The following is a 13,866-nucleotide window of genomic DNA, read 5'->3' as shown; positions in this document are numbered from 1 at the left end:
GGCCGGGAGGGGACAATGGGCGGCGACCGTACGCCCGCGCCCGCGCCGCCCCGCCGGCGGCCCGGCCGGGGCCGCCCCGCGCCACCCGTAGGAGAACCCCCGACGTGTCCGCCCGCATCCCGCACACCGAACGAGCCGACCTGCGGGCCGACTGCGCCGCGTGCTTCGCGCTCTGCTGCGTGGCGCTGCCCTTCGCCCGGTCCGCCGACTTCGCCGCCGACAAGCCCGGCGGCACGCCCTGCGGCAACCTGGGCGCCGACTTCCGCTGCGGCGTCCACGCCCGGCTGCGCGAGCGCGGCTACCAGGGCTGCACGGTCTTCGACTGCTTCGGCGCCGGCCAGAAGGTGTCGCAGGTGACCTTCGGCGGCCGGGACTGGCGGTCGGCCCCCGACTCGGCGGACGCCATGTTCGCGGTGTTCCCCGTCGTCCGGCAGCTGCACGAGCTGCTGCGGTACGCGGCGGAGGCGCTGGACCTGCCGGCGGCCCGGCCCGTGCACCGGGAGCTGCGCCGCCGCCACGACGAGATCGACGCCCTGACGCGCGGCGGCGCCGCGGAGCTGCTGGCCGTGGACGTCCCCGCGCTGCGCGCGGAGGTGAACGCCCTGCTGCTGCGCGCCAGCGAACTGGCACGGGCCTCCGTGCCGGGGCGCCGCAGGGACCACCGGGGCGCCGACCTGATGGGGGCGCGGCTGCGCGGGGCGAAGCTGCGGGGCGCGAGCCTGCGCGGCGCCTACCTGATCGCCGCCGACCTGGCGGGGGCCGACCTGCGCGAGGCGGACCTGATCGGCGCGGACCTGCGGGACGCCGACCTGTCCGGCGCGGACCTGACGGGGGCGCTGTTCCTGACGCAGCCGCAGCTGACGGCCGCGCGCGGCGACGGGGCGACGCGGATCCCGGCGACGCTGCGGCGACCGGGGCACTGGAGGCCGTAGCGCGGCGTGTCCGGGCCCGGCCCGCCACGGTCCGGGTGCACGGTGGTCGGGCGGTTGTCCGGCACGTCGTGGTCTCATCCGGGAGGGCTTCATGCCGCGAAGCGGGTACACGGGGACGGGCAGGGACCGGTCGCGCGCCGCGTACAAGGCCGGGTACGCGCTCCGGCATCCGGAACGGATCGTCCCGTACGTGCGGCGGGCGGGGCGCGACCTGTGGCTGCGGCTGCGCAGCCGCGGCGACCACGTGGCGTACTACCGGGCCGTGATGGCGAGTGACACGGCACGCAGCCCGGAGGCCGCCGTGGGCGGCGGGCCGTCACGGGAGCGGTGGCTGGCCATCGGCCGGATGCAGTTCGACTACCTGCTGCGGCACGGTCTCGGACCGGGGGACCGGATGCTGGAGATCGGCTGCGGCAACCTGCGGGCGGGCTGGCGGTTCATCGAGTACCTGGAGCCGGGCCACTACTACGGCGTCGACATCTCGCCGGACATCCTCGTCGAGGCCAAGCGGACGCTGGTGCGGTACGGGCTCCAGGAGCGGATGCCGTACCTGACGCCGGTGGACGACCTGAGGCTGGACTTCCTGCCGGACGGCTGGTTCACGGTGGTGCACGCGCACAGCGTGTTCTCGCACTCGCCGCTGGAGGTGATCGACGAGTGCCTGGCGAACGTGGGTCGGGTCCTCGCGCCGGGCGGGTTCTTCGACTTCACGTACGACCGCACGGAGGGCCCCGAGCACCAGGTGCTGCGGGAGGACTTCTACTACCGGACCGAGACGCTGGTGCGGCTGGCGCGCCGGCACGGCCTCCGGGCCCGGTTCATGGAGGACTGGGAGCGGCTGCCGCACGGCCAGTCGAAGCTGCGCGTCACGCATCGGCTGCCGGACGCCGACCGGGCGCCCCGCTGATCCGCCCCCGCGGCAGGGGCCCGTGAGCCGGGGCGGGGCCCGTGGGCCGGGGGCGGGCGGGGCCCGTGGGCCGGGGGCGGGTTACAGGCCGAGGGCGCGGGGCAGGCCCAGCCGGTCGGTGCCGAGCTTGGTGAAGACGGCGGACAGCAGCTCCGACACGGCCTGCTCGTCGGTGCCGAGGCGGGCGGCGATGACGGCGTTGTCCAGGCCCTCGGCGGCGAGCAGCGCGGTCTGCTCCTCACGGATCGTCAGGCCGTCGCGCTCGGTGGCGGACGAGCGCCGGGGCCGGAGCCCCGCGGCCGTGAGCTGGTCGCGTGCCCGGGTCGCCAGGCCCTCCGCACCGCAGGCGACGGCCGTCTCCAAGCCCCGGTACAACTGCTGCGCGGCCTGGTCGAGGGCGCCGACGGCGCGCAGCGCCGTGCCGTGGTCGACGAGCGCCCGCGCCAGCTCGTACGCGGCGGGCGACTGCTCCAGGTGGTCGACGGCCTCGGCGAGCAGCGGGATCGCGCGGGCGGGCTCGGTGATCGCCGCGCGGACGCGCAGGGCCTGGCCGATCGCGCTGGCCGTGCCGAACGTCCGGGCGCGGGCGAGCGCCTCGTCGGCGTGGTGCCGTGCCCGGTCGGGACGGCTGCCGGCCAGCGCGACGGCGAGATCGAGCTGCCAGGGGCTCCAGGCGGGGTTGTGCGTGCCGCGCTGCCTGAGCCGGTCCCCGGCCGCGGTGAGCTCGTGGACCGCCTCGTCGATCCGGCCGCGGGCCAGGAGCAGTCTGCCGCGCACGGCCTGCGGGTCCGGGTAGACGACGGTCTTCGGGACCTCCTCGCCGAAGTGGTAGCTGTCGGCGATGCGCTGGGCGTCGTCGGCGCGGCCCCGGGCGAGGAGCGTCACGATGAGGGTGCCGACGGCGTACAGCCGGGCGGGGATGCCGTGGTCGACGCGGTCGGCGATCCGCAGCCCGCCGCGGACGAAGTCCTCGGCCTCGGCGAGCCGTCCGCGCCGGAAGCGGATGTAGCCGAGGAGGGTGTACGCGAAGGAGAGGTGGGCGCCGCGCCAGCCCTTGGCCTCGAACTCGGCGATGCCGTCGTGGAACAGCTCCTCGGCGCGGCCGGGCTGGTCGCAGTACATCAGGGTGAGCGCGGCGGCGGCCGGGACCTCGAAGCCGAAGTCCTGGTCGGTCCAGCTCATGCCGCCGCGCAGGGCGCGCTCGGCGTGGTCGAGGGCCAGTGCGACGGGCTCGCCGCGCATCACGACGTCCCAGGCGCGCAGGCCGAGGATGCGCCGTTCGGCGAGGTCGCGGCCGGTGAGGCGCCTGGCGTACTGGGCGAGCAGCCGGGAGCGCCCGCGCGCATCGGGGTCGGCGGCGTCGACCGCGTTCCACTTGAACTGCTCGGCCTGCATGCGCCGCCGGGTCCGGGCGCTGGTGGTGCGGCGGGCCTCCTCGTCGAGGAGTCCGGTGGCCTCCTGCATCCGGCCGGTGTGGGCGAGGGCCTGCGCCAGCCGGTAGGTGACGTTCTCCCGCAGCTCCGGCCCGATCTTGGGCTCCTCCAGGGCGGCGCGGAGCTGGTTGACGGTCTGGGCGGGCTCGTGCGGGAGGTTGGCCGAGCCGAGTTCGAAGAGGACCTGCGCGCGGTCCTCGATGTCCGGGGGTTCGCGCAGGGCGCGGGTGAGATACCGGCGGGCCGCCTCGGGCGCGCCCGCCGAGAAGCTGTCGCGGGCGGCGCGGCGGAGCTGCTGGACCACCCACGGGTCGCCCTCCGGGTGCATCTCCAGCATGTGCCGGGCCGCGGCGGTGGCGCCGTGACCCTCGTCCACGAGGGCCTGGGCGGCCACACCGTGCATGCCGACGCGGACACCGTGCGGGATGGAGCGGTACACGGCGGTGGCGATGAGCGGGTGGTAGAACTCGACGACGCGGTCGCCCTTGAGGCTGGGCAGGCTGGTGAGGATGCGGGCCTTGTCGAGGAGTTCGACGGCGTCGGTGAGCAGGTTGTCGCCGAGCGCGGCGACGGTCCCGACGATGCCGGTGGGGCCGCCGCCGCCGATGACCGCGGCGGCCCAGGCCAGGCGGACGGCGGAGGGGCCGAGCTGTTCGAGCCGTTCTATGAGGCCGCTGCCCTTGACCGCGGAGGCGAGGTCGCGCAGGTGCGGAATGCTTTCCTCGCGCGGGGCGAGGCCGCGGGCGCGGCCCTTCTCGGTGAGCTCGACGACCTCGTACGGGTTGCCGCCGGTGATGGCCCAGCACTCGCGGCAGAACACCTCGTCGGCGTCGTCGCCGAGGGCGTCGCGGACGATGCGGCCGACGGCGGCGGAGGTGAGCGGGGAGAGCTCGTGCGCGAGGGTGCGGTTGCGGGCGACGAGGGCGTGCAGCCGCACGGCCTCCTTGGGGAGTTCGTCGGGCCGGCAGGCGACGGCGATCAGCATGCCCAGTTCGCCGGCGCGGGAGGCGAAGGCGGTCAGCCAGGCGAGGGATTCGGCGTCGGCCCAGTGGACGTCGTCGAGGATGAGGACGACGGGGCCGCTGCGGACGGAGAGGTTGGTGACGACCCAGTCGAGTCCGTCGCGGACGCCCTGCGGGTCGGGGCTGGCGTCCGGGTGGGGCGCGGAGAGTCCGGTGGCGGGGGCGACGATGTCGTACCAGTCGCCGATGATCTGCCGCCTCTCCTCCTCGGGCATGGCGGCGAAGACCGGCTGGACGAGCTGGCGCATCACGTGGAAGGGGACCTGCCGCTCGTGTTCGCCGCCGCGGGCGGAGAGCACCGTGCAGCCGCGCTCGCGGGCGGCGTCGCGCAGGAGTCCGAGGAGCGTGGTCTTGCCGAGTCCCGGCGGCCCGGCGAATCCGAGCACCCCGCCCTGGCGGGCCGTGTGGGCGCCGTCCGGCGAGGTGCCGCACAGGCCGTCGAGCGCGCGCTCGATGGCCAGGAGCTCGGACTCCCGTTCCAGCAGCGGGGTCGTGGTGCGTCCCCGCCGTCCTCCGGCCGTTGTCATGTGGCGTGCCCCCTCCAGCGCGTGCGGCCGAGTGTAGGCGCACGGCGACGGAAAGTGGCCGTCCTTCGGCGTACTTTCGGGAATCCCGCCACTCGTACGAGGTCAGCGCTGTATCGTGCGCTGACGCCGCTCACGGGGCCGGTCTCAGCTCCGTGCCGTGACGACCATCGGCAGGGCGTCCGGCAGCGGGATGCCCGCGGGCACCTCCTTCACGGTGTGGCCGGGGACGGGCGTCAGACGCCAGCGCCGGGCGACGCTCGCGACGGCGGTGAGGATCTCCGCGACGGCGAAGGCGTCCCCGATGCACTTGTGCTGGCCCGCGCCGAACGGGATGAAGCTCTCCAGGCGCGGCACCGCCCGATGGGGGTCGGTGCCGTCCCAGCGCTCGGTGTCGAACGCGGTGGGGTCGGGGAAGAGTTCCGGGTCGCGGTGGAGCGCGTAGGGGCTGTAGGCGATCTCGGCGCCGGCGGGGATGTCGACTCCGCCGAGGGTGACCGGGGTCAGGGGCCTGCGGGTGAACAGCAGCGGCGAGTGGAGCCGCAGCGACTCCTCGAAGACCCTCTTGGTGTACGTGAGCGCGGGCAGGTCCGCGGGGGTGACCGGCCGGTCGCCGACGACCGCGTCGACCTCGGCGTGGACGCGCTCCTCCACCTCGGGGTGGCGGGCCAGTTCGTGGAAGATCCAGGCGAGGGTGGTGGAGGCGGTCTCGGTGCCGCCGAAGAGGATGGTGATGAGCTCGTCGCGGACCTGCTCGGCGCTCATCGTCTCGCCGGTCTCCGGGTCGGTGCTGGCCAGGAGCAGCGAGATGAGGTCGTCGCGGCCGCGGTCCTCGGGGCCGTAGGCGGCGACCACCTCGTCGATGATGGCGCGCAGGCGGGCCGCCGCGGCGTCGAAGCGGCGGTTGAGGGGGATGGGCAGCCGGTCGAACGCCTTGGGCATGACGGTGCGCACGAGCATGCCCTCCAGGATGATGGGGAAGGACCGGTGAACCTCGCGCACGGCGGGCTGGTCCACGTCCCCCGAGAAGATCATGCCTGCGACGGCGGAGAGGGCGAAGCGGCGCATCTCCCGGTCGACGCGCACCTCCTGGCCCGCCGTCCAGCCGGCGGCCATGGCGTCCGCCTCCCGGCACATCAGCTCGGCGTAGCGGGAGACGCGGGTGCGCTGGAACGCCGGCTGCATGAGGCGGCGCTGCTTGCGGTGGAAGGCGCCGTCGGTGGTGGCGATGCCGTTGCCGAAGAGGGGGCGGAGCTTCTCGAAGATGCGGCCCCGCCCGTAGGCGTGCGCCTCGCCGACGAGGACGGTGTGGATGAGGGCGGGTTCGGTGAGGACGTGCAGGGGCCAGCCGCCGAGGTCGACGCGGACGACGGGGCCGACGTCGCGCAGCGACTCCAGGAAGGCGATGGGCCCGCGCGACAGTCGCAGGGCGTGGCCCAGGACGGGCAGGCGGCCGGGCGCCATGGGGGCGCGGCCGGGCGGGGCCGGCCTCGGGGGCGGGGCGGGGGTCACGGGCGGGGCCTCCGGCGGCGGGGCGGCCTCCCCGGACGGGGCCCGCCCCCGCCCGGCCTCGGGTGGCGGGGCGGCTTCGGGCGGTGCGGCTTCGGGCGGTGCGGCGCGGCCGGGTGGGGCGGCTTCGGGTGGGGCCGAGCCGTCGGGCGGTACGGGCCCGGGGCGCGGGGCGCGTCCGGGCCCGGTGGCGCCGGGCGGGGTGGCGCCGGTGCCGTCGCGGGGGTCACCGGGGGCGTGGTCGCCGGCGTGGCCGGGGCTCGTACGGGTCATGGGATGTTCCCCTCAGGCGACGGAGACGAGGTCCGGGCGGGTGTAGGCGGCTTCGAGCCCGGCGGCGAACCGCTCGTCCCGGTACCGCGTGCAGTCGTGGCGCTGCCAGAGGTCGGTGCCGATCATCCACTCCTCGTAGCAGCGGACGCGGCGCCGCACGGCGGTGCGGGCCGCCGGGTCGGTGACGCCGAGCGCGTCGAGGGCGGTGGGCAGGGCGCGGGAGACGGCGAGGAACTCCTCCACGCGGTCGCGGATGCGGCCTTCGACGGCGCGCACGGCGTCGGGCAGGCCGAGGCCGTGCCAGTCGGCGAGGAGGGCGACGAGGTTGTTGGTGTCGCCGCAGGAGTACTCCTTGGGCAGGGAGAAGACGTCGTTGCCCCAGGAGATGACGTCGACGGCGCTCCACAGCAGCTCCCGCAGCTCCGGGGCGGCGTCGGCGCCGTCGGGGACCTCGACGCCCTGGTCGGCCTCGACCATGTCCATCATCGGCAGCAGCTGGGAGCTGTGGCGGCGGGTCAGGACGTACTCCTCCACGGCGGGGCGGTGGCCGGGGCGCCGGTTGGCGGCCTCCTCGTCGAGGGAGCGGAGCATGCGCGGGACGTGGCGGCGGTAGCGGGCCTGGATCAGGGGGCTCATCCCGGCCAGGATGCGGTCGCACAGCTCGGCGAAGGAGGCCACGAGCGGGTTGGCGCGGGCCGGGTCCCCCGCCGCCTTCGCGGGCGCCGGGTCCGCGGCCTTCGCCGGGGCCGGGTCGGCGGGCGCCGGGTCGGCGGGGGCCGGGTCGGCGGGGGCGCCGGAGACGTGGCGGGCCATCGCGGCGGAGAGGGGCTGCCAGTCGCCGACCCGGCCGGACCTGATGAGCAGGTCGTGCTGGTCGTCGAGGACGAACGACCAGGCCATCCACTGGGCCAGCAGGAGCAGTCGCCCGTAGGGGGCGCCCCGGTCGACGCGGGCCGCGAGGTGGCCGAAGCCGATCCCCGCGAACTGCTCGCTCGCCTCGGCCTCGATGAGCCCCCGGTCGACGGCCCAGGCGGTCGCCTCGGCGTTGGCGCGGTCGGCACCGGGGTCTTTGGAGTTCTCGAACGGAAGGTGGAACTCCGGGACGGTGAAAGGGTCGAGATGGGGCATTGATCTCCCTCCGGAGGAAATCGCGGTCCGCTTTCCCCCGTTCGCCCTCACTCGGCCGCCGGTCGGTGCCGAAGCCGCGAACGGAGGCCCGCTCGCCGTGACTTGCCTTGAGCGATCCGGCTGCGGAGCAGCCCGTTCCCCCGATTCGAACGGGAACACCGGACCGCACTTCGAAGCCATTCCCGCCCATTAACCCGTACCGTGATCGACACTGTCAATATCATCAGACCGCACCCCCGGGCGCCCTTCGCACGCATGTCCTCGGAGTATTCCGGCTGGCATATGCGAGGGATTCTCTTCGCCCGATTCGGTGTCGGTTTCAGGGGGTTGGGACCGGGCGCACCGGCCCGGTGCCCCGTCCGCGCGACGCGCCCGCACGCCCGCGTGCCGGTGGGCGCCGCGCCGTGTGCCGGCGGTCGCGGTCACGGCCGAAAGCCGGCTGGCGCGCCGTCGGCGGCGGGGCGGGCGCGACGCGTGCCGACGGCCCGGCGCGCTCCGGGCGCCGCGCCCTGCCGTACCGGACCGCCGCCGTGCCCGGCCGCCGCTCCACCGCCCTGGCCGGGCGCCAGACCGCTGCGCGCGGCCGGCCGGCGCTCTCCCCCACCGCGCCGGGCCGTCCGCGCGCGGGTACGGTGAGGGCCGCGGAGGGAGGTGCGGGATGTCCGCCGACGGGACGTGGAGCATCGGGGAGCTCGCCGAGCGGGCCGGGACCACCGTGAAGACGGTGCGCTACTACTCGGAGCTGGGGCTGCTGCCGGAGACCGCGCGCAGCGCGGGCGGCCACCGGCGTTACGGGCGGGGGGCGTTGGACCGGCTGCGGCTGATCCGCTCCCTGCGGGCGCTGGACCTGTCCGTCCCGGAGGTGGGCCGGGTGCTGGAGCGCGAGGACGGTCTGGACGGCGCGCTGGAGGACGCCATCGCGGGACGACTGCGCGAGCTGGGCGACCGGATGGCCGCGCTGCGCTGGCGCGAGGCGGCCCTGCGGCTGCTGCGCGACTGCCCGGCGCGGGAGCGGGCCGACCGGCTGCGGCTGGTCGGGGCGCTGGACTCGCCGCCCAGTACGGCTCCCGTGGCGCGCTTCCTGCGGCGGGTGCTGCCGCCGCGACTTCCCGCCCGGCTCCTGTCGTCCCTCACGGAGGCGGCGGTGCCCGCCCCGCCCGACGACCCGACGCCCGATCAGGTGCTGGCCTTCGCGCGGCTGCACGCCCTGGCGACGGGCGCCGACGCGGCGGTCTCCGTGTGCCGCCCGGTGGCGAGCACCCCGGACGGGGCGTGCCGCCCCGCCGTGCTCTACGAGGGGCTGACCGAGGCGTTCGCGCTGGCCGCGCCCGATGTGCGCGCGGGGCGGGGGCCGTTCGCGGGCGAGGCGCTGGACTGCTTCGTGGCAGCCCACGCCGGGATGCGCGGTACCCGCGACACCCCCGAGTTCCGGCGGCGGCTGGTCCGCTGGCTCGACGACGTCGCGCATCCCGCCGTCGACCGCTTCTGGCGGCTCACCGCCGAGGCGTCCGCCTCGCCGGAGCCGACGCCCGGCGCCGTGGACGACTGGCTGCGCGCGGCGCTGGCCCGGCAGTCCGCCACGACCTGACGGGCGGGCCGCCCCGCCGCCGGGACGGCACGGCCGCACCGGCACGGCCGCCCGCCTTCGGGACGGCCCCGCGCCCTGAGGCCCCCCGGTCGCCAGTCGCCGGTCGCCGGTCGCCGGTCGCCGCGCGAAGCGTGCCCGGCCGGCGACCGGGCTTCGCCCACCGGTTCCGGGTGGGTGCCGGGCGGTGCGCGGACAGCGGGCCGTGCGGACGCGGCGCCAAGCGCTGCATGGGGCGCCCGGCGAACGGGCGGGGTGCCGGTCGGGTCGCGCGCCCACTCCCCGTGGTCCTCCCGCTGGACCCCCGCCTCGCGCGGGGAGCGGCCCGAGCCGCCGGGCCGGGGCTCCCGCTCCTCGTCGGTCCGGACGGACGCGGTGACGTCCGCCGTGGTGGTCCCCTGGCGGTTCTCCCCGGGGGCGGTCCCGCGATCCGGTGCCGGGGCGCCGGGGCCGGTCCCGTGCGTGGGGCGCCGGGTGCCCGTGCGGGGCGTCCCGAAGCCTGCCGGTGCCCGCGTCCTCAGTCCCGGGCGCGACCGGCCCCGCGGCGGCCGGCCGCCAGCAGGGCGGACGGCGAGGCCGCCCGGATGAGCGCGGCGCGGGCCGCGTTGGCGCCGGGCGCGCCGTGCACGCCGCCGCCCGGATGGGCGGACGCGGACGCCAGGTACAGGCCCCGCACCGGGGTCTCCGGGCGGCCCGCGCCCGGCACGGGGCGGAAGAGCAGCTGCTGGTGGAGGGCGGTCGTGCCGCCGTTGACGGCGCCGCCCCTCAGATTGGCGTCCATCGCCTCCAGGGTGGGCGGGGCCAGGACGCGGCGGGCCCGCACCGTGGAGCGGAAGCCGGGCGCGTACGTCTCCACGACGGCCTCCACGCGGTCGGCCATGCGCTCCCGGTCCGCCCGCGTCCAGGCCCCGGTGACGCCGTCCGGCCCCGCGTCGCCGGCCACGGTGCGCGGCACGTGCGTGTACGCCCACGCCGACTCCGTCCCCGCGGGGGAACGGGTCGGGTCGGCGGTGGTCATCTGGCCCAGCACCAGGAACGGCCGGTCGGGGACGAGGCGCCGGGCGAGCTGTGCGGCGAACCGGGTCAGCTCGTCGACGCCGTCGGCGAGGTGCACGGTCCCCGCGCGGGCCGGTCCGTCGGCGGCCCACGGGACGGGCCGGTCCAGGGCCCAGTCGACCTTGACCGTGCCGACGTCCCACTGGAAGCGCCGCATGTCGTCGCGGAGCCGTCCCGGCAGGTGCTCCCACGCGACGAGTCCCCCGTACAGGGCGGGCGCCGTCACGTCGGCGAGGACGGCGCGGCGCGCCGCGACGTACTCCCCGTCGGCCGTCCGGACGCCGCGTGCCCGCCCGTCGCGCACCGTCACCTCCGTGACGCGCCGCCCGCAGCGGACGGTGCCGCCCCGGTCGGCGAGGCGGCGCGCGAGGGCGTCGGTGAGGGCGCCCACGCCGCCGACGGGGACGGGGAAGCCGACGCTCTGGCCGAGCATGCACATCAGCCAGCCGAGGCCGCCGCCGAGCGCCGTCTCGGGTGAGAGGTCGGCGTGCAGGGCGTTCCCGGCGAGCAGCAGCCGCCCGCCGTCCCCGGCGAACGCCTCCTCGCCGAGGCGGCGGGCCGGGAGCAGGCCGGTACGGGCGAGGCGGAGCGCCTCGGCCGGGCCGAGCCGGGCGGCGAGCCGCAGGCCCGGCCGCACCGGGGGGAAGGGGGTGAACAGCGCGCGCAGGGCATCGGGGGCGATCCGCGTCCACAGGTCGTGCAGGTCGTGCCAGGCGGCGCCGTCGCCGGGCGCGAAGGCGTCCAGGCCGGCGGCCGTGCGCTCCGGGTCGCGTTCGAGGACGGCGCAGCGCCCGTCGCGCAGCGGGTGGGCGACGACGGCCGGGGCGTGGCTCCAGCGCAGCCCCCACTCGTGGAGGCGCAGGGAGCGGATGACCCGGGAGGCCGCGGTGAGCGGGTAGAAGGAGCTGAAGAGGTCGCTGACGAAGGCGGGGTCCACGCCCCGGTCGCTGCGGACGGCCCCGCCCGGCTCGTCCTGGGCCTCCAGCACCTCGACCGACCAGCCGCGGTCGGCGAGCACGTTGGCGGCGACCAGCCCGTTGGGGCCCGCCCCGATGACGACGGCGTCGGGCATGGCGGCTCCTGCGCGTGGGACGGCGGATGGCGGTGGGGCGCGGCGGGGTGGGCGGGGGTCCTTCGGGGCCCGCGGCGGGCGCGTCAGGCGCGCGTGGCGGCGGTGCTCTCGACGACCTCGGCGAGGCGGCGCAGCATCCGGCGGTGGCGGAGCTGGAGGGCCGCTTCGACGACGGCGTTGTGGAGGCGGGCGCCGGGGCCGCGCAGGGGGTGCTCGTCCACGATGACGAGGGTGTCCTCGCCCCACGGCACGATCTCGATGGCGATGCGGGCGGTGCCCGCGGGGCCGCTCCTGGCCTCCAGTTCGAGCCGGTGCGGCGGTTCGAGGCGGCGGACGACGGTGGAGCCCTCGAACCGGTAGGGGCCCAGCGCGACGGTGTACCGGAGGGCGGCGCCGACCTCGGGCCAGGTGCCGAAGAGGGGGGTCGTCTCCTCGGTGCCGACGACCCACTCGGCGTACCGGTCGGGGTCGCTGAGCACCTCCCACACGGCCGAGGGGGGGCTCTGGACGAGGTGCTGCCGTACGGCCATGCCGGTTCCTCCGCGGGCTGGGCCCCCGCGGCGGCTGCGCGGGTGGCGGTCTGCGTCGACGGGCGGTCCGCGTCGACGGGACCCCGTACGGGTGTCCCGCGGCTCCGCCCGCCAAACCGCCCGGCCGCCGGGGCCTCCACGGGGCGGGACGGCTCGGAGCGGGACGGCTCGGAGCGGGGCCGGCAGCGGGTCTCGGGCGCGGGAGGGGAGCCGCGCCCCGGTGCGGCGCTCATGGCGCCGGGTTGCGCGGGGTGAAAGTTCCGGCCACCGGCGGGCCGTCGCCCCAGCGTGGCGGCGGCGCCAGAGGCGTAGACCAACGGCGGCGCCTCCACCGCCTTCCGCGCCGGGGTCTACGTGCGTAGCGTGAGCGCGCGGACTGTCATGTCCACGCCACTTTGCGAACCCCGGAGGCACGTCATGCCCGTGCTCAGACCCAGAACGGCCCGCACCTCCACGGCCGCGGCGCTCCTCGCCGTCCTGGCCCTCCTGCTCGCCCTGCCGGGAGCGGCCGGCGCCGCCGAACGGCCCGGCGGGCCCGGAGAACCGCCCCGCGGTTCGGCCCGCATGGGCGTCGGCGTCGCCGCGCACGACGGCGCCGGCGGCGTACCGGCCGGCCCCTACGCCACCCAGACCGAGGGCGTCGACGTCTCCAGCCACCAGGGCAACGTGAACTGGCCCGCACTGTGGACGAGCGGCGTGAAGTGGGCGTACGTGAAGGCCACCGAAGGCACGTACTACAGGAACCCGTACTTCGCGCAGCAGTACAACGGCTCGTACGACATCGGCATGATCCGCGGCGCGTACCACTTCGCGACGCCCGACACGGCGAGCGGCGCGGCCCAGGCGGACTACTTCGTGAACAACGGCGGCGGCTGGTCCCGCGACGGCAAGACCCTCCCCGGCGTGCTGGACATCGAGTGGAACCCGTACGGACCCGCCTGCTACGGCAAGACGCAGGCGGGCATGGTCAGCTGGATCCGCGACTTCCTCGCCCGCTACGCGTACCGCACCGGCCGCGACGCGGTCATCTACACGGCCACGAGCTGGTGGAAGCAGTGCACCGGGAACTACGGCGGCTTCGCCTCGGCCAACCCGCTGTGGATCGCCCGGTACAACACGACGGTCGGCGAACTGCCCGCCGGATGGCTCTACCACACGATGTGGCAGTACACCTCGACCGGGCCGATCGTCGGCGACCACAACCGGTTCAACGGCGCGTACGACCGGGTCCAGGCCCTCGCCAACGGCTGACGGGCGCCGCCGGCCCTGAGGCCGGTACCGGCCGCGGTCCCGGGGCCCCGGCCGGTACCGGGGGGGTGCGGACCCCCGCGCCCCCCGGCGCCGCGAGGCCGCCCGGCCCCGGTTCCCCGCGACGTCCGGCCACCGGGCACGGCGCGGGGCGGCGGCGCGCCGCGCTCCCCGCGGGAGGCGCCGCGCCGCCGCACCCCTCCGGTCGGACGCCGGCGGGCCGGCGTCAGCCACCGGTCCGGGCGTACTCCCCGAACCCCGTCCAGTCGAGCATCACGCAGGGCTCGTCGCCCACCACCCAGGCGTCGTGGCCCGGTTCGATGGAGACGAAGTCGCCGGGGGCCACCTCGGCGCTCTCCCCGCTGTCCATCACGACCTTCATCCGGCCGCTCACCACGTAACCGGTGTGCGCGGCCTGGCAGCTCTCGGTCCCCGCGATCGGCTTGACGTGCTCGGACCAGCGCCAGCCGGGCTCGAACACCGCCCGCCCCACGGAGCCCTGGTCGGTGTCGACCAGGTCGAGCCGCCCCTTGCCGTCCTCGAACGGCCGCGTCTCGTCGGCGGCGTCGAAGTTCCTGCGGACGAAACCAGCCATGGTCGCTCGCCTCCCTCGGGAATGCCCTGCCCCGAGTCCTCTTCCAGCCTAC

General features: G+C 76.6%; 10 protein-coding genes. 4 read left to right on the top strand and 6 right to left on the bottom strand.

What is annotated here, in order from left to right; translation table 11 throughout:
* Positions 1-104 precede the first annotated feature (104 nt).
* Positions 105-932, top strand: coding sequence for a pentapeptide repeat-containing protein (locus CP974_RS28020; protein ID WP_031135907.1), 828 nt, complete (start codon positions 105-107; stop codon positions 930-932).
* 91 nt (positions 933-1,023) lie between these two features.
* Complete coding sequence (locus tag CP974_RS28015; RefSeq protein WP_031135908.1) at positions 1,024-1,839, top strand: class I SAM-dependent methyltransferase; 816 nt, start codon at positions 1,024-1,026, stop codon at positions 1,837-1,839.
* An 81-nt stretch (positions 1,840-1,920) separates the two neighbouring features.
* On the opposite strand, the gene CP974_RS28010 is transcribed toward CP974_RS28015, so the two are convergent.
* The 3 genes from CP974_RS28010 to CP974_RS28000 form a co-directional block, all read right to left on the bottom strand.
* Positions 1,921-4,821, bottom strand: coding sequence for an ATP-binding protein (locus CP974_RS28010; protein ID WP_031135910.1), 2,901 nt, complete (start codon positions 4,819-4,821; stop codon positions 1,921-1,923).
* Between the two features lie 144 nt (positions 4,822-4,965).
* Entirely contained in the window at positions 4,966-6,600 is a 1,635-nt protein-coding gene (locus CP974_RS28005; protein ID WP_223844605.1) for a cytochrome P450, read from the bottom strand.
* Positions 6,601-6,612: 12 nt separating this feature from the next.
* The gene (locus CP974_RS28000) at positions 6,613-7,728 is read right to left on the bottom strand and encodes a terpene synthase family protein (RefSeq protein WP_031135375.1); all 1,116 of its coding nucleotides are present in this window, start codon (positions 7,726-7,728) and stop codon (positions 6,613-6,615) included.
* Positions 7,729-8,386: 658 nt separating this feature from the next.
* Here CP974_RS28000 and CP974_RS27995 point away from each other — a divergent pair.
* Positions 8,387-9,316, top strand: a complete 930-nt coding sequence (locus tag CP974_RS27995; protein ID WP_031135377.1) for a helix-turn-helix domain-containing protein — start codon at positions 8,387-8,389, stop codon at positions 9,314-9,316.
* 514 nt (positions 9,317-9,830) lie between these two features.
* Here the strand turns inward: CP974_RS27995 and CP974_RS27990 are convergent.
* Both CP974_RS27990 and CP974_RS27985 read right to left on the bottom strand, forming a co-directional pair.
* A complete protein-coding gene (locus CP974_RS27990) occupies positions 9,831-11,441 on the bottom strand; it encodes a phytoene desaturase family protein (protein ID WP_031135379.1) in 1,611 nt (536 codons plus the stop codon).
* An 83-nt stretch (positions 11,442-11,524) separates the two neighbouring features.
* On the bottom strand, positions 11,525-11,971 hold the full coding sequence (locus CP974_RS27985; protein WP_031135381.1) for an SRPBCC family protein: 447 nt from the start codon (positions 11,969-11,971) through the stop codon (positions 11,525-11,527).
* 417 nt (positions 11,972-12,388) lie between these two features.
* Here CP974_RS27985 and CP974_RS27980 point away from each other — a divergent pair, with 417 nt between their 5' ends.
* Entirely contained in the window at positions 12,389-13,222 is an 834-nt protein-coding gene (locus CP974_RS27980; RefSeq protein WP_031135383.1) for a lysozyme, read from the top strand.
* Between the two features lie 223 nt (positions 13,223-13,445).
* Here the strand turns inward: CP974_RS27980 and CP974_RS27975 are convergent, their stop codons facing one another.
* A complete protein-coding gene (locus CP974_RS27975) occupies positions 13,446-13,814 on the bottom strand; it encodes a cupin domain-containing protein (RefSeq protein WP_031135385.1) in 369 nt (122 codons plus the stop codon).
* Positions 13,815-13,866: the final 52 nt, after the last annotated feature.

This window comes from Streptomyces fradiae ATCC 10745 = DSM 40063, assembly GCF_008704425.1.
Taxonomy (GTDB): Bacteria; Actinomycetota; Actinomycetes; order Streptomycetales; family Streptomycetaceae; genus Streptomyces; species Streptomyces fradiae.
The sequence above is the reverse complement of the archived record's forward strand: the minus strand, read 5'-3'. Positions and strand labels throughout refer to the sequence as shown.